The sequence below is a fragment of the Serratia sp. D1N4 genome (genome assembly GCF_054552755.1).
In genome coordinates, this window is the sequence record NZ_CM137274.1 from 2,471,157 (window position 1) to 2,489,524 (window position 18,368).

At 51.7% G+C, this 18,368-nt stretch carries 17 protein-coding genes; 8 read left to right on the forward strand and 9 right to left on the reverse strand.

Features of this window, described 5'->3' with window-relative positions; all coding sequences use genetic code 11:
* Nucleotides 1-320: 320 nt before the first annotated feature.
* A complete protein-coding gene (locus ACX1CU_RS10745; RefSeq protein ID WP_459402535.1) occupies nucleotides 321-497 on the reverse strand; it encodes a GhoT/OrtT family toxin in 177 nt (58 codons plus the stop codon).
* 360 nt (nucleotides 498-857) lie between these two features.
* On the opposite strand from ACX1CU_RS10745, the gene cspE reads away from it, so the two are divergent.
* The gene (gene cspE, locus ACX1CU_RS10750) at nucleotides 858-1,070 is read left to right on the forward strand and encodes a transcription antiterminator/RNA stability regulator CspE (protein WP_076940257.1); all 213 of its coding nucleotides are present in this window, start codon (nucleotides 858-860) and stop codon (nucleotides 1,068-1,070) included.
* Between the two features lie 407 nt (nucleotides 1,071-1,477).
* Here cspE and ACX1CU_RS10755 read toward each other — a convergent pair whose 3' ends face one another.
* Both ACX1CU_RS10755 and yeaG read right to left on the reverse strand, forming a co-directional pair.
* Entirely contained in the window at nucleotides 1,478-2,749 is a 1,272-nt protein-coding gene (locus ACX1CU_RS10755) for a YeaH/YhbH family protein (RefSeq protein ID WP_459402536.1), read from the reverse strand.
* Nucleotides 2,750-2,924: 175 nt separating this feature from the next.
* A complete protein-coding gene (gene yeaG / locus ACX1CU_RS10760; RefSeq protein WP_459402537.1) occupies nucleotides 2,925-4,859 on the reverse strand; it encodes a protein kinase YeaG in 1,935 nt (644 codons plus the stop codon).
* 487 nt (nucleotides 4,860-5,346) lie between these two features.
* On the opposite strand from yeaG, the gene ACX1CU_RS10765 reads away from it, so the two are divergent.
* Nucleotides 5,347-6,051 (forward strand): MipA/OmpV family protein, encoded by a 705-nt coding sequence (locus tag ACX1CU_RS10765; RefSeq protein ID WP_459402783.1) that lies wholly within the window; start codon nucleotides 5,347-5,349, stop codon nucleotides 6,049-6,051.
* A 95-nt stretch (nucleotides 6,052-6,146) separates the two neighbouring features.
* On the opposite strand, the gene ACX1CU_RS10770 is transcribed toward ACX1CU_RS10765, so the two are convergent.
* The gene (locus tag ACX1CU_RS10770) at nucleotides 6,147-7,022 is read right to left on the reverse strand and encodes a D-hexose-6-phosphate mutarotase (RefSeq protein WP_459402538.1); all 876 of its coding nucleotides are present in this window, start codon (nucleotides 7,020-7,022) and stop codon (nucleotides 6,147-6,149) included.
* A gap of 86 nt (nucleotides 7,023-7,108) precedes the next feature.
* A complete protein-coding gene (gene gapA / locus ACX1CU_RS10775; RefSeq protein ID WP_037398998.1) occupies nucleotides 7,109-8,104 on the reverse strand; it encodes a glyceraldehyde-3-phosphate dehydrogenase in 996 nt (331 codons plus the stop codon).
* Between the two features lie 347 nt (nucleotides 8,105-8,451).
* Between gapA and msrB the strand changes: the two genes are divergently transcribed.
* Entirely contained in the window at nucleotides 8,452-8,865 is a 414-nt protein-coding gene (gene msrB, locus ACX1CU_RS10780; protein WP_459402539.1) for a peptide-methionine (R)-S-oxide reductase MsrB, read from the forward strand.
* Between the two features lie 64 nt (nucleotides 8,866-8,929).
* A complete protein-coding gene (locus ACX1CU_RS10785) occupies nucleotides 8,930-9,202 on the forward strand; it encodes a YeaC family protein (protein WP_459402540.1) in 273 nt (90 codons plus the stop codon).
* A 130-nt stretch (nucleotides 9,203-9,332) separates the two neighbouring features.
* Here ACX1CU_RS10785 and pncA read toward each other — a convergent pair whose 3' ends face one another.
* The 3 genes from pncA to sppA all read right to left on the reverse strand — a co-directional run bounded on the left by pncA (nucleotide 9,333) and on the right by sppA (nucleotide 12,938).
* Nucleotides 9,333-9,965, reverse strand: a complete 633-nt coding sequence (gene pncA / locus ACX1CU_RS10790) for a bifunctional nicotinamidase/pyrazinamidase (RefSeq protein ID WP_459402541.1) — start codon at nucleotides 9,963-9,965, stop codon at nucleotides 9,333-9,335.
* A gap of 18 nt (nucleotides 9,966-9,983) precedes the next feature.
* A complete protein-coding gene (gene ansA / locus ACX1CU_RS10795; RefSeq protein WP_459402542.1) occupies nucleotides 9,984-11,000 on the reverse strand; it encodes an asparaginase in 1,017 nt (338 codons plus the stop codon).
* An 81-nt stretch (nucleotides 11,001-11,081) separates the two neighbouring features.
* The gene (gene sppA, locus ACX1CU_RS10800; RefSeq protein WP_459402543.1) at nucleotides 11,082-12,938 is read right to left on the reverse strand and encodes a signal peptide peptidase SppA; all 1,857 of its coding nucleotides are present in this window, start codon (nucleotides 12,936-12,938) and stop codon (nucleotides 11,082-11,084) included.
* Nucleotides 12,939-13,098: 160 nt separating this feature from the next.
* Between sppA and ACX1CU_RS10805 the strand changes: the two genes are divergently transcribed.
* The 4 genes from ACX1CU_RS10805 to ACX1CU_RS10820 all read left to right on the forward strand — a co-directional run bounded on the left by ACX1CU_RS10805 (nucleotide 13,099) and on the right by ACX1CU_RS10820 (nucleotide 17,909).
* Nucleotides 13,099-13,650, forward strand: a complete 552-nt coding sequence (locus ACX1CU_RS10805) for an NAD(P)H nitroreductase (protein WP_459402544.1) — start codon at nucleotides 13,099-13,101, stop codon at nucleotides 13,648-13,650.
* A 169-nt stretch (nucleotides 13,651-13,819) separates the two neighbouring features.
* Nucleotides 13,820-14,863, forward strand: a complete 1,044-nt coding sequence (gene selD / locus ACX1CU_RS10810) for a selenide, water dikinase SelD (protein WP_459402545.1) — start codon at nucleotides 13,820-13,822, stop codon at nucleotides 14,861-14,863.
* 8 nt (nucleotides 14,864-14,871) lie between these two features.
* The gene (gene mnmH / locus ACX1CU_RS10815; RefSeq protein WP_459402546.1) at nucleotides 14,872-15,981 is read left to right on the forward strand and encodes a tRNA 2-selenouridine(34) synthase MnmH; all 1,110 of its coding nucleotides are present in this window, start codon (nucleotides 14,872-14,874) and stop codon (nucleotides 15,979-15,981) included.
* Entirely contained in the window at nucleotides 15,981-17,909 is a 1,929-nt protein-coding gene (locus tag ACX1CU_RS10820) for a DNA topoisomerase III (RefSeq protein ID WP_459402547.1), read from the forward strand. Before mnmH ends, ACX1CU_RS10820 begins: the two co-directional genes overlap by 1 nt.
* Before the next feature lie 47 nt (nucleotides 17,910-17,956).
* On the opposite strand, the gene ACX1CU_RS10825 is transcribed toward ACX1CU_RS10820, so the two are convergent.
* Complete coding sequence (locus ACX1CU_RS10825; protein WP_459402548.1) at nucleotides 17,957-18,358, reverse strand: pyrimidine (deoxy)nucleoside triphosphate diphosphatase; 402 nt, start codon at nucleotides 18,356-18,358, stop codon at nucleotides 17,957-17,959.
* Between the last annotated feature and the right edge of the window lie 10 nt (nucleotides 18,359-18,368).

The window sequence follows — 18,368 nt, forward strand, 5'->3', positions numbered from 1 at the left end:
GGCAGTAATCCAAACGGCTCTGTGGAAGCATCATGGTGCAATCCGGTAGGTTCTGCTCATACTTTGAAATAGGTGAAAGCCAGTGAGTCACGGTATGATGTTCACCGTCATTTTGTCGGCTTGGTAGCTAGCGTTGAGAACACTTATCTTCATTTTATGCATGATCGGTTATCTGCTGGTACTGGGTTACCTTGGTGCTTTTGTCACCGATAAAATCTGTGAGAAATCCAATAATTTCAGTAAGATTTGCCGCATGGTAGATATCTCTGAGCCTCATATTCAGAGGTAGGATGACGCCAAAAAGGTGGGTTTTTACATCGCTAGAACAAGGCAAATAGCAAGACGACGGGTAGGCTCAGTGGCCAAGTCAGGCCGATGGCTATCGCACTTATGCAGCGAATTTTAATGGTGTCTCGACTGACCAAGTAGGTAAAAATCATAGAAATTAACAGGCCAATTAAGTAAATATATTGCATTGTTACCCACAGCGATGACATTAAACCGATCCTAGTTGTTTTTTCAGCCGCGCATTTTAGGGGGTTAACCCGCGACAAGCAACGCTTTGCTTGGGCTTATGAAGCCTCCTCAGGGGGTTTTGAAGATGGTTTTAAAGCGCTTATCAAAAATAATTATAAATATAGTTTGCTAATAACAGGTGGTTATGAGTAAATAGCGTCATCGGTTTGTAGCACAGACCTTATGAAAGCAGTTTTAGTAAAGCAGTTCTCAGTATTAGTGATATCCGACAGATACCTCTTCTTCCGCGAATTCTCTTCTTTAGTGCCCCATAAGTTTCCACTGATTAGCAGACCTCATTCGCCACTATGGCGGCCTAAAAAATAATGAAGGAAGTATCTATGTCTAATAAAATGACTGGTTTAGTAAAATGGTTTGACGCTGGTAAAGGTTTTGGTTTTATTTCACCTGCTGATGGCAGCAAAGATGTGTTTGTGCATTTTTCCGCCATTCAGGGTAACGATTACAAAACCCTTGATGAAGGTCAGAAGGTTGAATTCACCATTGAAAATGGTGCTAAAGGCCCTTCAGCAGGCAACGTTACCGCGCTGTAATCTGAACCAGTAAGTAGGGCGGTTGAACCTTGCAATAGCGATGATGGCACAGACCGGAGCAGACAAGCGATAATCCGCACTACCTATTCAATCCCGGTACTATACCGGGGTTGAATATCACCTCCTTCGAAAGTACTCACCAAAATATTCAATACTTCAGCAACAGAAAAGTTTATTGAAAAAGTATATTTTTCTGTTGTGAAAGGGCCGTGCTCAGGCCGTGTAACGCCGGAGTGTTCGATGAACGCTTACGCCACACCATGACAGCCGGGAAAGCGACCGGCAAACATTTCAACCCTGGCCTCTGCGCCGGGGTTTATTATTTCTAACCTTAGGTTGAGATATTCAGCTACAAATAAAATCAGCCAGAAACCTGAGTTATCTGGCTGATTGAGATTAAGATCGGTTTACGCCGTTTGTTTGTGGAAAAGTGCCCGGAATACCGGATAAATATCCTCTGGCTCACGGATATGCTGCATAGCAAAGTTTTCAAACGTTGCCTGCAGGTTTTCATATTCTCGCCACAGCGTTTGATGGGCGCGGCGTGTGATCTCAATATAGCTGTAGTAACGCACCATTGGCAGGATCTGTTTCGCCAGCAGTTCGTGACACAGCGGTGAGTCATCTGCCCAGTTATCACCATCTGAAGCCTGCGCGGCATAGATGTTCCACTGTGCCGGGTCGTAGCGCTCCTCAACCACTTCCGCCATCAGCTTCAGCGCGCTGGAAACAATGGTCCCGCCGGTCTCTTGCGAGTAGAAAAATTCCTGCTCGTCTACCTCTTTGGCCTGCGTATGGTGGCGAATATACACCACCTCGACGTTCTTATAAGTTCGGCTCAGGAACAAATAGAGCAAAATATAAAAACGTTTGGCCATATCTTTGGTGGCCTGATCCATTGAACCCGAAACGTCCATCAGGCAGAACATGACCGCCTGGCTGGAAGGCTCCGGGCGACGCTCATAGTTTTTATAGCGCAGATCGAAGGTGTCGATAAATGGCACGCTGGCGATTTTCTTGCGCAGTTCGGCAATTTCTTTACGCAGACGCTCCTCTTCCAGCAATTGCACCGGTTCGGTGTTTTCCAACTGGGTGAGAGTGTCTTCAAGCTCATGCAGTGCCCGCCGTTTACCGGCAGTCATGGCGGTTCGCCGCGCCAGTGAATTCTGCAACGAGCGCACAACGCTGATATTGGCTGGCACACCGTTAGCGGTGTAACCGGCACGATGGGTTTTGTATTCAGTTAACTGCTTGTATTGATTTTTCTTCAGGTTTGGCAGCGCCAAATCTTCAAATAACAGATCGAGATACTCATCTTTGGAGATCTGGAAGACGAACTCATCTTCGCCTTCTCCATCTTGGCTGGCGTTACCTTGCCCGCTACCACCGCCGCCGCCGCCACCTTGTGGACGTTCGACGCGGTCATTTTGCACGAAGTGATCGTTGCCCGGATGAACGCGGTGACGTGTTCCGCCGCGTCCTTGATGAAACATTGGTTCGTTGATATCCCCAGCAGGAATCGAGACCGATTCTCCGCTGTCTACATCGGTGACCGAACGCTTATTGATGGCTTCGGCAATCGACTGTTTGATTTGCGACTTATAACGGCGCAAGAAACGCTGGCGATTCACCATGCTCTTGTTTTTGCCATTCAGCCGTCGGTCAATGAAATAGGCCATAGTTCCCCCAAACGACGTTGCCAACTTTCGTACCCTTTACTTTCAAGCCGTAGCATAGTGGGTTTATGGGCTAACCCCAGTCACTTATTCGTCTAAGTGACTGGGGATTTACACACTTGCCGCCTGCCTGCAACTCGCATTACTCAGGGTATATAACGCTAACCTGCATTAGACGTTATGAGGATTTTCTCACCCGCAGGTACCATTCGCACAGCAGGCGAACTTGTTTACGGGTATAGCCTTTCTCCATCATACGGTCGACGAAGTCATCGTGCTTCTTCTGCTCATCCGTTGAGGTTTTAGCATTAAATGAAATGACCGGCAGCAACTCTTCGGTGTTCGAGAACATTTTCTTCTCGATAACCGTGCGCAGCTTCTCGTAACTGGTCCAGTTCGGATTCCGGCCGCTGTTATTGGCACGGGCACGCAGAACAAAGTTGACGATCTCGTTGCGGAAATCTTTCGGGTTACTGATACCCGCCGGTTTTTCGATTTTCTCCAGTTCAGCGTTCAAAGATTCACGGTCAAACAGTTGGCCGGTATCTGGGTCACGGTACTCCTGATCCTGGATCCAGAAGTCAGCATAGGTCACGTAGCGGTCAAAAATGTTCTGACCGTATTCGGAGTAAGATTCCAGATAGGCGGTCTGGATTTCCTTGCCGATAAACTCGGCGTATTTCGGAATCAGATAGCCTTTCAGGTGCTCCAGGTATTTTTCAGCCTGATCTTGCGGGAACTGCTCGCGCTCGATCTGCTGTTCCAACACGTAGAACAGATGAACCGGGTTGGCAGCCACTTCAACATGATCAAAGTTGAATACCCGAGACAGGATTTTGAAGGCGAAGCGGGTCGACAGACCGTTCATCCCTTCATCAACCCCGGCATAGTCACGGTATTCCTGATACGACTTGGCCTTCGGATCGGTATCTTTCAGGCTTTCACCGTCATAAACCCGCATTTTCGAGTAGATGCTCGAGTTTTCAGGTTCTTTCAACCGCGAAAGCACGGTAAAGCGGGCCAGCGTTTCCAGCGTGCCAGGGGCGCACGGCGCGTGGGTCAGCTCACTGTGATCCAGCAGTTTGTCGTAGATTTTTATCTCTTCCGACACCCGCAGGCAGTAAGGCACCTTGACGATGTAAACACGGTCGAGGAAAGCCTCGTTGTTTTTGTTGTTACGGAAGGTGACCCATTCCGATTCGTTCGAGTGCGCCAGAATAATACCGCTGAACGGCAGGGCAGAAATCCCCTCAGTCCCGTTGTAGTTACCTTCCTGGGTGGCAGTTAGCAGAGGATGCAGCACTTTAATCGGTGCTTTAAACATCTCGACGAACTCCATGATCCCTTGGTTGGCCCGGCACAGGGCACCGGAATAGCCATAGGCATCAGGGTCGTTCTGCGCGTGGTTTTCCAGTTTACGGATATCCACTTTACCTACCAGCGCGGAGATATCCTGGTTGTTCTCATCGCCCGGTTCGGTTTTGGCGATGGCAATCTGATCAAGTATGGAAGGGCGAACCTTCACAACTTTGAATTTGGTGATATCACCACCGAACTCATGCAGGCGCTTCGCTGCCCACGGCGACATAATGGTGCCGAGATAACGCGTTGGGATGTTGTATTCTTTTTCCAGAATATTGGCATCTTCCTGCGGGTTGAACAGGCACAGCGGATGGTCGTTGACCGGGCTGCGCTCACCGTTGGCGCTCAGGGTATAAATAGGCACGCGTTGCATCAGCGCTTTCAAGCGTTCTGCCAGCGATGACTTACCGCCGCCCACCGGGCCCAGCAGGTAAAGGATCTGTTTCTTCTCTTCGAGGCCTTGAGCGGCGTGTTTCAGGTAGGAGACTATCTGTTCGATAGCTTCTTCCATGCCGTAGAATTCCTCAAATGCCGGGTAGCGCGCGATCACTCTGTTAGAGAACAGGCGAGACATGCGAGACTCAAGCGCGGTGTCCACCATGACTGGTTCACCGATAGCCATGAGCAGACGTTCCGCCGCATTGGCATATGCACTGCGATCTTGCCGGCAAATGGTAAGAAATTCCTGCAGTGTGAACTCTTCGTCCTTGGCAGCTTCGTAGCGCTGGCGATAGTGGTCAAATATGTTCATGGTGATGCCCGTCCTTTCGTTATTAGCACAGGTTAAAGGGAGCTGGTATTTGTATTCTGGCTCCCGAAAGAGAGAAGTTATATCTGAGTACAGCAACTCGTATGCCAACTTGGTGCGCTTATTATCGCGAGTTACGCTGTATTGCCACTGAACTCAGGATAAATTCACCTTCTGATTTAAGCGTAGTTGCTTACTGAAAAATTTCCTGCATGAAAAACAGCTTTTTTAAGTCATATCAATGACTCAGTTATTGTAGCCTGGCCAAATGCCTTGTCTGGTGCGGGTTGCGGCAGAATATGTCATGGTTCTGCCATCGATAATTCATGCTTTCGTTCTAAGCTATTCGATTTTAGCCATTTTATATTGTAAAGATTCAGCAAGCGGTTACATTTTCACATAAACTATGTCTTATCGTTTACTCTGTTATTTATGGAAAAAATCAGTGAAGACATCTCATCTCAAAACGCTAGCCATTATCGCTTCTGCAATGGTTTGTGCGCACAGCGCTCAAGCAGGAAACTGGTCGCTTGGTGCAGGCGCGCTGGTTATGTCAGAGCCGTATCGTGGTTATCAAACCAATGTTTATCCGGCACCAATCATTAACTATGAAGATGACAATTTCTATTTCCGTAGCCTGACGGCTGGTTATTATCTGTGGAACGATCGGCAGAACCAACTGAGCGTTATGGCGTACTACCTCCCTCAGAACTTTAAGCCAGGCGACAGTGATGACGAGCGCATGAAGCGTTTAGATAAACGCCGCAGCACGCTGATGGCCGGCGTGGCGTATTCACATAATGCAGAGTGGGGGACCATCCGTACTGCGTTGTCCGCGGATACACTAAATAACAGTAATGGCATGTTGGGGGATATCACGTACCTCCATCGCTTTATGCTGGATAGCTGGACGATCGTGCCGGGCGTGGGTGTGACTTGGAGCAGTAAGAATCAAACAGATCATTACTATGGTGTTAGTGACAATGAATCTCGCCGTAGTGGGTTGGACAGTTATACGGCAGGCAATAGTTTTGCGCCTTATGTGGAATTGACGGCGAATTACAAGTTCAATTCAAATTGGAATGCGTTTATGACCGGTCGTTACATCAGTCTGTCGAACGAAGTTAAGGACAGCCCGATGGTCGATAAATCATATACGGCAATTTTGCTGACCGGGGTGAGCTACAACTTCTGATCCTAGACGCACGATAATCGTGCGTGGCATGCACTAAAAAGGGGCGATATCGCCCCTTTTGCTATATTGCGGTGCAGTGCATGCGGATGCAGAATTTAACCGTTTTTACGGCTGCGGAACGTTACCGCCAGGCGGGCAGGTTGTTCAGCGGTGGCAACCAATGGTGTAGTCACACGGCCGGTTTCCACACAAACCATGGTTTTATACCCCTCATCCGGCATATCTACCATTTTGGCGGATAGCTCGGCACCTGGGTTCCAAGCAATGACATCGCTCATATGCTGGTGATTCACTTCAATTGTGCGCTGTAACACCGGATCGTTGATCAGGCTACAGGTTGCTGGCTGGGTGTAGACCCGATCGGTCTGGCCGACAAATACCAGATCCCCCACCTGACGAGCTTCGGTGATATGTGCCACTTTATCGATATAGTGTTCACCGAGGCCAGCTACGCTGACGCGGGTGATATCGCCGATCTCGAAATACGTATGCAGTGCGGCAGTTGCCTGGTAGTCACCATGAGACTCCAGTTCAATCTCACACTCTTCACCCAGTTTGAAACGGGCGATTAGCGTAAAGGCGTGAGGCCATTGTGCACGAGTTTGTGCGTTATCTTGCAGCGTGAAGGTCAGAACCACTCCGTTTGCATCTTCATCATGGGCAGTCAGGGCCCACGGCTGATTGCGAGCGAAGCCATGGGATGGTGTACCTGCCGTACCGAACCAGGGCCAGCAAATCGGAACGCCGCCGCGGATCGCGATGCCTTCTTTGAACGGGGTATTGTCGCTTAGCCAGATCACCGGCTCATCGCCGTCGGGTTGCCAGGCCAGCAAATGTGCACCCTGTAAAGTAATGGCGGCATGGACTTTGGGGTGGGTAACTACCACGACCGGCAATTCATCCAACTGTCGCTGGCTGATAAAGGGGGTGATTTGTTCGGTAACGGGTAGGGTGAAGATTTTTTCGTACACGTAAATTGCCTTCTTTTCGCCGCAAAAAACCAGTAAAAAGGGCGACAATAATGTCGCCCTCGTCATCAACTGCACATCATGCCATATTATTTGGAGATGTGAGAGATCAGGTCCAGCACTTTGTTAGAGTAACCCGTTTCGTTGTCGTACCAAGAAACCAGTTTCACAAAGGTGTCGCTCAACGCGATACCGGCTTTCGCATCGAATACGGAAGTCAGTTTCTCGCCGTTGAAATCGGTAGAAACCACTTCGTCTTCGGTATAGCCCAGCACGCCTTTCAGCTCGCCTTCAGAAGCGGCTTTGATAGCAGCACAGATTTCTTTGTAAGAAGCTGGTTTTGCCAGACGAGCAGTCAGGTCAACCACAGACACGTTCGGAGTAGGAACGCGGAACGCCATACCGGTCAGTTTGCCGTTCAGTTCTGGGATGACTTTACCTACAGCTTTAGCCGCACCGGTAGAAGAAGGGATGATGTTCTGGGCTGCGCCGCGGCCGCCGCGCCAGTCTTTATGAGACGGGCCATCAACGGTTTTCTGAGTTGCGGTAGTAGCATGAACAGTGGTCATCAGTGCTTCAACGATACCGAACTTGTCGTTGATCACTTTAGCCAGTGGTGCCAGGCAGTTGGTGGTGCAAGAAGCGTTAGAAACGATCTCTTGGCCAGCGTAAGATTTATGGTTGACGCCCATAACGAACATCGGGGTGTCATCTTTGGATGGGCCAGTCAGAACCACTTTCTTAGCGCCTGCAGTAATGTGTTTACGTGCAGTTTCGTCAGTCAGGAACAGACCAGTCGCTTCAGCAACGACGTCAACGTTGACTTCGTTCCACTTCAGGTTAGCCGGATCTCTTTCTGAGGTACAACGGATGGTTTTACCGTTAACAACCAAGTGGCCGTCTTTAACTTCTACAGTACCGTTGAAACGGCCATGGGTAGAGTCGTACTTCAGCATGTAAGCCATGTACTCTGCGTCTAACAGATCGTTGATTGCAACGATTTCGATGTCAGAACGTTCCTGAGCAGCACGGAAAACAATGCGACCGATACGGCCAAAACCGTTGATACCTACTTTGATAGTCATATATTCCACCAGCTATTTGTTAGTGAATAAAAGGTTGGTTGTAAAATTACAAAAACCTTACCAAGCGTCAAGCGGAATCGTGTCAATTCTTGCGGCAAATCAAACCACAGAGCCGGTTTTGCACGCTTATTGCACATTCCATTCACGTTTGTCCTCACAAGGATATGGGGGCAAACTGCTAAGTATAAAGTCCGTACGTGCAAGATATGTGATCTTGATCACATATGGCTGCGGCGTAACCTTTATGCCGTACAGTTTAGGCCAAAAAGGCCTGCAGCGGTGTTAATTTTTTGTTATTATTACTCATTGTTTTCGTTGATATTATCCACATTCCGGGAATCGCACAAATGGCTAAAGAGACAACCCCTAACCAACCAGCCACGGAACTGAATGAAATCCAACGCTATGTGACACAGGAGCGTGGCACAGAAGCACCGTATTCCGGCAAGTTGCTGCACAACCAGCGTGAAGGGGTATACCATTGCCTGTGCTGTAATGCACCGCTGTTCTACTCCGATAGCAAATATGATTCTGGCTGCGGATGGCCCAGCTTCTACCAACCGGTTTCTGATGATGCGATTCTTTATCTTGATGATAACTCGCATAATATGCATCGGGTCGAGATCCGCTGCGGTCATTGTGATGCACATCTGGGGCATGTATTCCCCGACGGCCCGCAGCCAACGGGTGAACGTTACTGCGTTAACTCAGCGTCCTTGAGTTTCACCGATGGTGAGAATGGTGAGAAAACGGCGGGTTAAGTAGTAAATTGATCAACAAAATCGATTCAGCTAATTATTCATCTTTGAGTGAGGAAACGCATTGATGGAAGTGAAAGATCTGATTTCGGCCATGACGCCAGAAATTTACCAGCGGTTGATGCAGGCGGTGGAGTTGGGTAAATGGCCAGACGGCGTCGCCCTAACGCCGGAACAGAAAGAGAATAGCCTGCAAGCAGTAATGTTATGGCAGTCGATGCACAATGCCGATCCGCAACATATGAGCATTGGTACCGATGGGCAGATTGTGATGAAAAGCAAACAGGAACTGAAACAGCAGTTCGCTGCCGAGCCCCTGATCAAACTGAAACCGCAATAACTTCTCAAGTAGGGCGATGCTGGCATCGCCCTGGCTGCTTTACTTTTTAGCGTAATGAAATTTCAGTTAACGTCTGGGCCAGATGGTGATTATTGTCGGCACCGTAATTCCCAGAATATCGCCCGCTCAATCAGCGCTGAATAAACTGTGACAGTGTCACTAATTGTGCGCCAGCCTGCTGCATTTCTAGCAGTGCCTGTTTGCTATCTTCCGGTTGCAAATTGACGCCGCGGCATCCTTCCGTGATCACCATGGTTTGGTAGCCCAGATACAAGGCATCCAGCACGCTGAATTTCACACAATAGTCCGTCGCCAAGCCCATCACGGCAAGATGGGTGATCCCCTGAGATTTCAGCCAGCTATCGAGAGCTGTTTGCGTGCGGTGGCCGTTATCAAAAAACGCGCTGTAGCTGTCGATGTCCGGGTTTTCACCTTTACGAAACACGGCAGTCAGCGCTTGCTGCCGGAGTTGCGGATGAAATGCGGCTCCTTGGGTGCCTTGAACGCAGTGTACCGGCCACCAGACTTGCGGCAATCCTTCTAGCTCGCCAAGCGTGCCGACGGTGGCATGAGAATTTACCGCAAAGCTGCGATGATTGGCCGGGTGCCAATCCTGGCTGGCAATCACTAGTTCATGCCGAGCTAAACAGGCTTCGATGGCCTGATTGGCAATGGCGATGGTTTGATCGCCTTCGGCAACGGCCAGTGCGCCGCCGGGGCAAAAATCGGTTTGCAAATCAATCAACAGCAGGGCAGTTTTCATTTCAACTCCGAGATGGGGTTAGCCCGCAGCACTCAGTTCACCACGTAGGTCCTGTTGCATCTGGCTGCGGATATCTTCTGGCGTCAGCGGTTGGCTCAGCAGGTAATGCAGTTTGGTCAGAGCAGCTTCTACCGTCATATCAAAACCGCTGATAACGCCAGCATGGGCCAGGGCATTGCCGGTGGCATATCCCCCCATGTTGACCCGGCCTGAAATGCACTGAGTCAGGTTGACCACTACGATGCCACGCGCAGAAGCATCGCGCAATTCATCCACCAGTTCCGCTTTTTGTGGCGCATTGCCGACACCGTAGGAGCGCAGAATCAGCGCTTTTACCGGTTGCAGCAAGAAGTTACGCACCACCGCCCCGGAAATTCCCGGATAGATGGTGACCACGCCGATCGGCTGCGGCGTAATGTTATGCACTTTCAACTCACCATTACACACCGGCGAAGCGATGCCGGTTTGGCGGCGGATATGGATCCCAGCCTCCAATAATGGCGGCAGGTTTGGCGAAGCGAAAGCGTCAAAGCCATCGGCATGGGCTTTGGTGGTGCGATTGCCACGAAACAGTTTGTTATTGAAGAACAGGCTGACTTCATTGACCGGATGATTAGCGGCCAGATACAGCGCATTCAGCAGGTTGGTCTGGCCGTCGGAGCGCAGTTCTGCCAACGGGATCTGTGACCCTGTCACAATAACCGGCTTATCCAGGTTCTCCAACATGAACGACAGCGCCGAGGCGGTAAAAGCCATGGTGTCGGTACCGTGCAGGATGACGAAGCCGTCATATTGGTCGTAATGCTGTTTAATATCATCAGCGATATGTTGCCAGTCCTCCGGCGTCATATCGGAAGAGTCGATCAGCGGCGCATATTCATGGATGGTGAAGTCTGGCATCTCCGGGCGATGGAATTCGGGCATCAGTGACAGTTGGTGTTGCAGGTGGCCAGAAACCGGGATGTAGCCGTGCTCGGAACGTTGCATGCCGATCGTCCCACCGGTATAAGCGACGTAAATGGATTTCTTGTGCATAGCATAAATCTTAATAGATTTCAGATGAGCTGAATTATAGGGGAAAAAAGCCCGGCGGATGCCGGGCCAGAGATTAATGCGTTAACGAACTTCTCCGCAGGTTAGGCAGAGAGCATAACGGTGCTGCGGATCGTTCAAATTATTAAACAGGCCGGGTTGATCTTTCACCGCTAAAGCGACGGAAGCCAACGGCGCTGGCAGCATTGACTGGATAGCGGCGGGTAACATCGCATGGATAGAAACGCCAAACTGGCTGAGGATCATATCCGCCAAGCTTGGGTTATCCACGAACCAGTTAAGCTGCCACTGTGGCAGTTTGGCCAATTCAGCGGCTTTCTTCACGGCATCATCAAAGTCACCCAATTGATCGACCAGGCCATTTTTCTTGGCATCATTACCAATCCAGACGTGACCCTGAGCGATTTGATCAACCTGTTCTGGCGTCATTTTCCGTGCTTTAGCCACCAGGTTGATAAAGTTCTTATAACCGTTCTCGATGTTCAACTGCATCATTTGCGAGAACTCGGCGGGCAAAGCCTTGGTAACGGCCAGATCGGCCAACGGTGAGGTGGCTACCCCATCGGTATACACGCCAATGCTGTCCAGCGTGTTCTCAAAGGTGTTGATGATACCAAAGATGCCGATAGAGCCGGTGAGGGTGCTCGGGCTGGCGATGATGTAATCCGCAGGCGTCGAAACCCAGTAACCACCGGAAGCAGCCATGCCGCCCATGGAGACGACCACCGGTTTTCCGGCCGCCCGCACCGCAGCCAGCTCGGAATGGATCACCTCAGAGGCAGTCACGCTGCCGCCGGGGCTGTTCACTCGGAACACCACCGCTTTGATTTTGGGATCCAGACGTGCCTGGCGCAGTTGCGTTGCGGTGCTATCACCGCCCACGGTTCCAGGGGTTTGCTGGCCATCCATAATGGCACCGTTAGCGAAGATGACGGCGATTTCACCCCCTTGCTCCGGCGCTGATTTTGGTTGGTAATCGTAGATGCTGATCGCGTTGAAATTATTGCTTTGCTTATCCCAGCCGAAGACCTTAACCAATTGCTCTTCAATCACGGTACGGGATGCCAACTCATCAACCTGCTTGCTGTCTAGCGCAAACTTGGCTGTATCGCCTCCCGCCGCTTGCAGGCCACTGAGGATCGCCGCAGCCCCTGGGAACAGTTGTTCCGGCGTCAGTTGGCGGTTGGCCGCCACGGTATTCAGGTAGTTCTGCCACAGACCGCCGACCCAAAGGCTGTCGGCCTCGCGGGCTTCTGGAGACATATCGTTACGGATCAGTGGCTCAACAGCGGATTTATAGGTGCCGACCCGGAAAATATTGGTGGTGATCTTCAGTTTTTCCAGCAAGGCTTTGTAATACAAACCGTTGGTCGCAAAACCGTGAAGATCTACCACGCCTTGTGGTGACAGATAGACCTTATTGGCATAGCTGGCCAGATAATATTGCGTCTGATTGTAGCTGTCGCCAATCGCAAAGATCGGTTTGCCGCTGTCACGGAATTCGCGCAGCGCTTTGCCAATATATTGCAGAGAGGGCTGATCGGCACCGGCGAAGTCATTCAACTGCAACACCATGCCAGTAATGTTTTGGTCGTCTTTGGCCTTGCGAATCATGTCCACCAGGTCAAACAGCGAGTTTTCCTGCAGACGATTGCTAGAGGCCCCCAGCAGTTCACGGCCCCATTGGCGAACGCGGCTGTTCATCGATGGCTGATCGACTACGACGCCGCTGAGGTTCACCAGCAGCGCGCCACGGGGCGTCTCTACCGGAGTGGTGCTGCTTTGGAAAGAAAGATAGATGCCAACCCCAACCAGGATCAGCAGAATCAAGAATAAGTTCAGGATAAATTCCCTGATAAAATTCAGCAGACGCCAGGTCCACCTGAAAATACCGGCAATGAATCGCCACAATGTGCGCATGTGCTCTCCAACAAGAGTCGAGAATGTTCCGCTATCCTAATGAGCGGCCGAAGAAATGTCAGCTTTAAATCGTGAGTCATATACAGTATTGCAGAGGCTGTAACTCCCTGTGGAGCTATGTTAACGTGATCCAAATGAAAATTGTTATCAGGAGTTTACAATGGATGCGCTGGATCTTTTACTGAATCGCCGTTCCGCGTCACGGTTGGCGGCCCCTGCGCCAGCGGGCGAAGTGCGTCAGAATATCATCAATGCCGGGTTACGCGCTCCCGATCATGGTGCATTGCAGCCGTGGCGTTTTGTGCTGATCGAAAATCAGGGCTTGGAGCGTTTTAGTGAATTGTTACAGGCGGCAGCAAAGCACGATGGCCTTGATGAGGCCGCCGTCGAAAAAGCAAAACAGGCGCCGTTCCGCGCCCCGCTGATTATTACCGTGGTGGCGCACTGTAGCGAAAACCCGAAAGTCCCCCGTTGGGAACAGGTGATCTCCGCTGGTTGTGCCGTACAGGCGATGCAAATGGCGGCATTGGCACAGGGGTTCAACGGCATCTGGCGTACCGGTGCCTGGACTGAGCATCCGCTGGTGCGTGAGGCTTTTGCCTGCCGTGAGCTGGATGAGATCGTGGGTTTTCTTTATCTCGGCACTCCACAGTTAAAAGCAGCCACCAAAGTGGTGCCCCCAGACAGCACTTCTTTCGTCCGTTATTTCTGATCCTGTCCGCAGGGTTTTAGCAGAAAATGCGCGATATCCCGCAGTTTTGTACTGTTTCTGAGCAGGCTAACGGCATAATGCCAGCCTGCTCTTATCAATCCCCTCGGCAAGCGTTACCCTATACCCCATTGTGATATTCTGAAGCTCGTTACCCAAAGGGAGTGGACTTATGGCATCGTCGGTCATCCGTTTAACCCAGTACAGCCATGGCGCTGGCTGCGGCTGCAAAATCTCACCGAAAGTTCTCGAAACGATACTGCATAGCGAACAGGAAAAGTTTGTTGATCCGCGTTTGCTGGTGGGTAATGAAACTCGTGATGATGCGGCGGTGTACGACATTGGCAATGGTGTTGGCATTATCAGCACCACGGATTTTTTTATGCCGATCGTCGATAATCCGTTTGATTTTGGCCGCATTGCGGCCACCAATGCCATCAGCGATGTGTATGCGATGGGTGGTAAGCCGATCATGGCGATTGCGATCCTGGGCTGGCCGATTGCTACACTGCCAGCGGAAGTGGCGCAGCAGGTGATTGACGGCGGGCGCTATGCCTGCCAGCAGGCGGGCATCGCTTTGGCTGGTGGCCATTCGATCGACGCACCTGAACCGATCTTCGGCTTGGCCGTCACTGGCATTGTCAGCACCGAGCGGGTGAAGAAAAACAGTGCGGCCCAGGCTGGGACGAAGTTGTTCCTGACCAAACCACTGGGTATTGGCGTGCTGACCACGGCTGAGAAAAAAAGCAAACTGCGGCCAGAGCACCAAGGGCTGGCAACGCAGGTGATGTGTCAATTGAATAAGCCCGGTGCGGACTTTGCCGATGTGGCGGGTGTCACCGCGATGACCGATGTGACCGGTTTTGGCTTATTGGGGCACCTCAGTGAAATGTGCCAGGGTTCTGCATTGCAGGCGACGGTGTGGTTCGATCAGGTGCCAAAACTCCCTGACATCGAGCGTTATATCAGTGAGGGCTGCGTGCCCGGCGGAACCGGCCGTAATTTCGACAGCTATGGTCATCTGGTCGGTGCTATGAGTGACTTGCAGCGCCAGTTATTATGCGATCCGCAGACTTCTGGTGGTTTATTGCTGGCGGTATTGCCGGAAGCCGAAGCCGAGGTGCAGGCGATTGCTGCGCGCCATGGCATCACGCTGAAGGCCATTGGTGAACTGCACGCCGCTCAGCCGGGTAAACCGCTGATTGAGGTTGCCTAGTGTCAACTATGCAGACTAGGCAGGACACCAACGATTATCGGCGTATTTTTCTGCAAGATGTGCCACTGATTGATGTTCGTGCGCCAATAGAATTTCAGCAAGGGGCATTCCCCTCCGCTATCAATCTGCCGTTGATGAACGACAGCGAACGCCAGGCGGTGGGTACCTGTTACAAGCAGCAAGGTCAGCAAGCGGCGATCGATCTCGGGCATCGTCTGGTTCATGGCCAACTGCGTGAACAGCGCACTCAAGCCTGGATCGCACAATGTGCCCGGCAGCCGCAGGGGTATATTTATTGTTTCCGCGGTGGCTTGCGTTCACAACTGGTGCAGCAATGGCTACGGGAAGCCGGGGTGGATTATCCGCGTGTTCTCGGTGGCTATAAGGCGTTGCGTACCTTCCTGCTGGAGACTCTAGAATCCTGCGCGGTACTGCCGATGGTGGTGGTGGGGGGCAATACCGGTTGTGGTAAAACACTGCTGATCAATGAACTGAAAGCAGGTATTGATCTGGAAGGTGTGGCGCATCATCGCGGCTCGTCTTTTGGCCGAACCTTGGTGGAACAGCAAACGCAGATTGATTTTGAGAATTGTTTGGCCGTACTGATGTTGAAAAAACAGCATAATGGTTGCCGCCATTGGGTGCTGGAAGATGAAAGCCGGATTATTGGCTCAAACAATCTACCGTTGACGTTGTTCAACGGTATGCAGCAAGCGCCTTTGGTGGTGATCGACGATCCGTTTGAGGTACGTTTGGCCCGCCTGCAGGCTGAATACATCGATCAGATGCGCATTGCCTTCGAGCACGCTTATGGTGAACAGGAAGGCTGGCAGAAATACGTTGAGTATTTGCATCACGGCCTGTTTTCCATTCGCCGCCGCCTGGGGCTGGAGCGTTTCCAGCAACTGACACAATGGCTGGAGTGGGCGTTGCAGTTGCAGCAAACCCAGGGTAACAGCGATGCTCACCAGCAATGGTTGGTGCCGCTGTTGCAACACTATTACGATCCGATGTATCGCTATCAGTTAGAGAAGAAAACCCAGCGGATGATCTTCCGTGGTAACTATGCTGAAGTGAGAGAGTTTTTGATGACGTACAGCCAGAATAACGGTGAATAATGCGACTGTTTATTGCCGAAAAACCGAGTTTGGCTCGCGCCATTGCTGATGTGTTACCTAAACCCCATCGCCGGGGTGATGGGTATATTGCCTGTGGCAGCAACGATGTGGTGACCTGGTGTGTCGGCCACTTATTGGAGCAGGCGCAGCCGGATGCTTACGACAGCCGTTATGCGCGTTGGTCGCTGGCGGACTTGCCGATTATCCCCCAAAAGTGGCTGTTGCAGCCGCGTCCTTCGGTCAGCAAGCAGCTAAATGCGATAAAAAGGCTGCTGACGGAGGCGGACGAAGTGGTTCATGCCGGTGACCCGGACCGCGAAGGGCAACTGCTGGTTGATGAGGTGCTGGATTACCTGGCGCTGTCGCCGGAAAAGCGCCACAGCGTGCGCCGCTGTTTGATCAACGATCTTAACCCGCAGGCGGTGGAGCGGGCTATCGAGCGGCTGCGTGATAACCGCGATTTTATCCCGCTGTGCGTATCTGCACTGGCGCGTGCGCGTGCCGACTGGCTGTATGGCATCAATATGACCCGTGCATACACGCTGTTGGGGCGCAATGCGGGCTATGACGGGGTGCTATCGGTGGGGCGGGTACAAACACCGGTGTTGGGGCTGGTGGTGCGGCGTGACGAAGAGATTGAAAACTTCGTGCCGAAAGACTTTTTCGAAGTAAAAGCGCATATCGTTACGCCGAAAGAGGAGCGCTTTGTCGCCCTGTGGCAACCGAGTGACTCCTGTGAGCCTTATCAGGACGAAGAAGGGCGCTTGTTGCATCGGCCGCTGGCTGAGCACGTGGTCAAACGTATTGAGGGCCAGCCCGCTCTGGTGACCTCCTATAATGATAAACGGGAATCAGATACTGCCCCGTTGCCGTTTTCCCTTTCCACGCTGCAAATTGAAGCAGCCAAGCGTTTTAACCTCAGCGCCCAGCAGGTGCTGGATATTTGCCAGCGCCTGTATGAAACCCATAAGCTGATTACCTACCCGCGTTCCGACAGCCGTTATCTGCCAGAGGAGCATTTTGCCGGGCGTCATGCAGTGTTGAATGCCATCAGCGTGCATCAGCCGGATCTCTATCCGCAGCCAGTGATCGACAGTGAACGCCGCAACCGCTGCTGGGATGATAAAAAGGTGGATGCGCACCATGCGATCATCCCAACCGCCCGCGCCAGCAAAGCTAGCCTGAGCCAAGACGAACTGAAAGTTTATGGTTTGGTGGCCCGTCAGTATCTGATGCAGTTTTGCCCGGATGCGATGTTCCGTAAATGTGTGATCGAACTGGATATCGCCGGTGGCAAGTTTATCGCCAAGGCGCGTTTCCTGGCGGAGGCAGGCTGGCGCACGCTGTTAGGCAGCAAGGAGCGCGATGAGGAAAACGAAGGTGCGCCATTGCCGGTGGTCGCCAAAGATGATGAGCTGTTGTGCGAGCGTGGCGAAGTGGTTGAACGCCAGACTCAGCCACCGCGGCCGTTCACCGATGCCAGTCTGCTTTCTGCCATGACCGGGATTGCACGTTTTGTTCAGGATAAAGCCTTAAAGAAAATCCTGCGTGCAACCGATGGTTTGGGCACGGAAGCAACGCGTGCGGGCATTATTGAATTACTGTTCAAACGGGCATTTCTCTACAAGAAAGGGCGCTATATCCATTCCAGTGAAACTGGTCGGGCGTTGATCCATTCTCTGCCGGATCTGGCGGCACGGCCTGACATGACGGCGCAATGGGAGTCCACGTTGACGCAGATCAGCGAGAAATCCTGCCGCTATCAGGACTTTATGCAACCATTGGAAGTCACGCTGCAGGAGCTGATTTATCAGGCTAAACAAAGCCGAGCCAGCATGGCGTTTCGTGGTTTGCCGCCATCGCCTGCCGCTGCCGGGGCGAAAAAGCGTAAAAAGAGTGCTCCTAAGGCGCGAGAAAAAAGCGAGTGAATCACCGGTGATGCGCGGTTTTCTGTAAATAGGGGCGTTAGTGCCCCTTATGCATTATGAGGTAGTGTGGCGATATAGCTCTCCAGCAGTGGGATATCCGCCGGGGCCAGAGGATAATCACGCGCCTGCCATGGCGTTACCCAGGCAAACGCCGAATGGCAGTGTTTTTGCAACTCACCGCTGAATGTCTCAATCTGCCAGGCATGCAAGCGGATGATTCTTTCACTTTGCTGCCACTGCGTGCTGGCAACGTAATGACCCACTCTGGCCACAATGCCCAACTCTTCTTGCAGCTCGCGGGCCAGGGCCTGTGGCTGATCTTCATTGGGTTCAACCTTGCCGCCGGGGAACTCCCACAGGCCTGCCTGATCGCTACTTTTATCGCGTTGAGCGAGCAAGATTTTGCCGTCTTTTTCAATAATGGCGGCGACCACATCGATGATTTTCATGCAGATTATC

Excerpts from the sequence above, each read along its gene's own strand:
- ACX1CU_RS10745 (WP_459402535.1), bottom strand. The coding sequence starts at position 497 with ATGTCATCGCTGTGGGTAACAATGCAATATATTTACTTAATTGGCCTG.
- cspE (WP_076940257.1), top strand. The coding sequence starts at position 858 with ATGTCTAATAAAATGACTGGTTTAGTAAAATGGTTTGACGCTGGTAAA.
- ACX1CU_RS10755 (WP_459402536.1), bottom strand. The coding sequence starts at position 2,749 with ATGGCCTATTTCATTGACCGACGGCTGAATGGCAAAAACAAGAGCATG.
- yeaG (WP_459402537.1), bottom strand. The coding sequence starts at position 4,859 with ATGAACATATTTGACCACTATCGCCAGCGCTACGAAGCTGCCAAGGAC.
- ACX1CU_RS10765 (WP_459402783.1), top strand. The coding sequence starts at position 5,347 with ATGGTTTGTGCGCACAGCGCTCAAGCAGGAAACTGGTCGCTTGGTGCA.
- gapA (WP_037398998.1), bottom strand. The coding sequence starts at position 8,104 with ATGACTATCAAAGTAGGTATCAACGGTTTTGGCCGTATCGGTCGCATT.
- msrB (WP_459402539.1), top strand. The coding sequence starts at position 8,452 with ATGGCTAAAGAGACAACCCCTAACCAACCAGCCACGGAACTGAATGAA.
- ACX1CU_RS10785 (WP_459402540.1), top strand. The coding sequence starts at position 8,930 with ATGGAAGTGAAAGATCTGATTTCGGCCATGACGCCAGAAATTTACCAG.
- pncA (WP_459402541.1), bottom strand. The coding sequence starts at position 9,965 with ATGAAAACTGCCCTGCTGTTGATTGATTTGCAAACCGATTTTTGCCCC.
- ansA (WP_459402542.1), bottom strand. The coding sequence starts at position 11,000 with ATGCACAAGAAATCCATTTACGTCGCTTATACCGGTGGGACGATCGGC.
- sppA (WP_459402543.1), bottom strand. The coding sequence starts at position 12,938 with ATGCGCACATTGTGGCGATTCATTGCCGGTATTTTCAGGTGGACCTGG.
- ACX1CU_RS10805 (WP_459402544.1), top strand. The coding sequence starts at position 13,099 with ATGGATGCGCTGGATCTTTTACTGAATCGCCGTTCCGCGTCACGGTTG.
- selD (WP_459402545.1), top strand. The coding sequence starts at position 13,820 with ATGGCATCGTCGGTCATCCGTTTAACCCAGTACAGCCATGGCGCTGGC.
- mnmH (WP_459402546.1), top strand. The coding sequence starts at position 14,872 with ATGCAGACTAGGCAGGACACCAACGATTATCGGCGTATTTTTCTGCAA.
- ACX1CU_RS10820 (WP_459402547.1), top strand. The coding sequence starts at position 15,981 with ATGCGACTGTTTATTGCCGAAAAACCGAGTTTGGCTCGCGCCATTGCT.
- ACX1CU_RS10825 (WP_459402548.1), bottom strand. The coding sequence starts at position 18,358 with ATGAAAATCATCGATGTGGTCGCCGCCATTATTGAAAAAGACGGCAAA.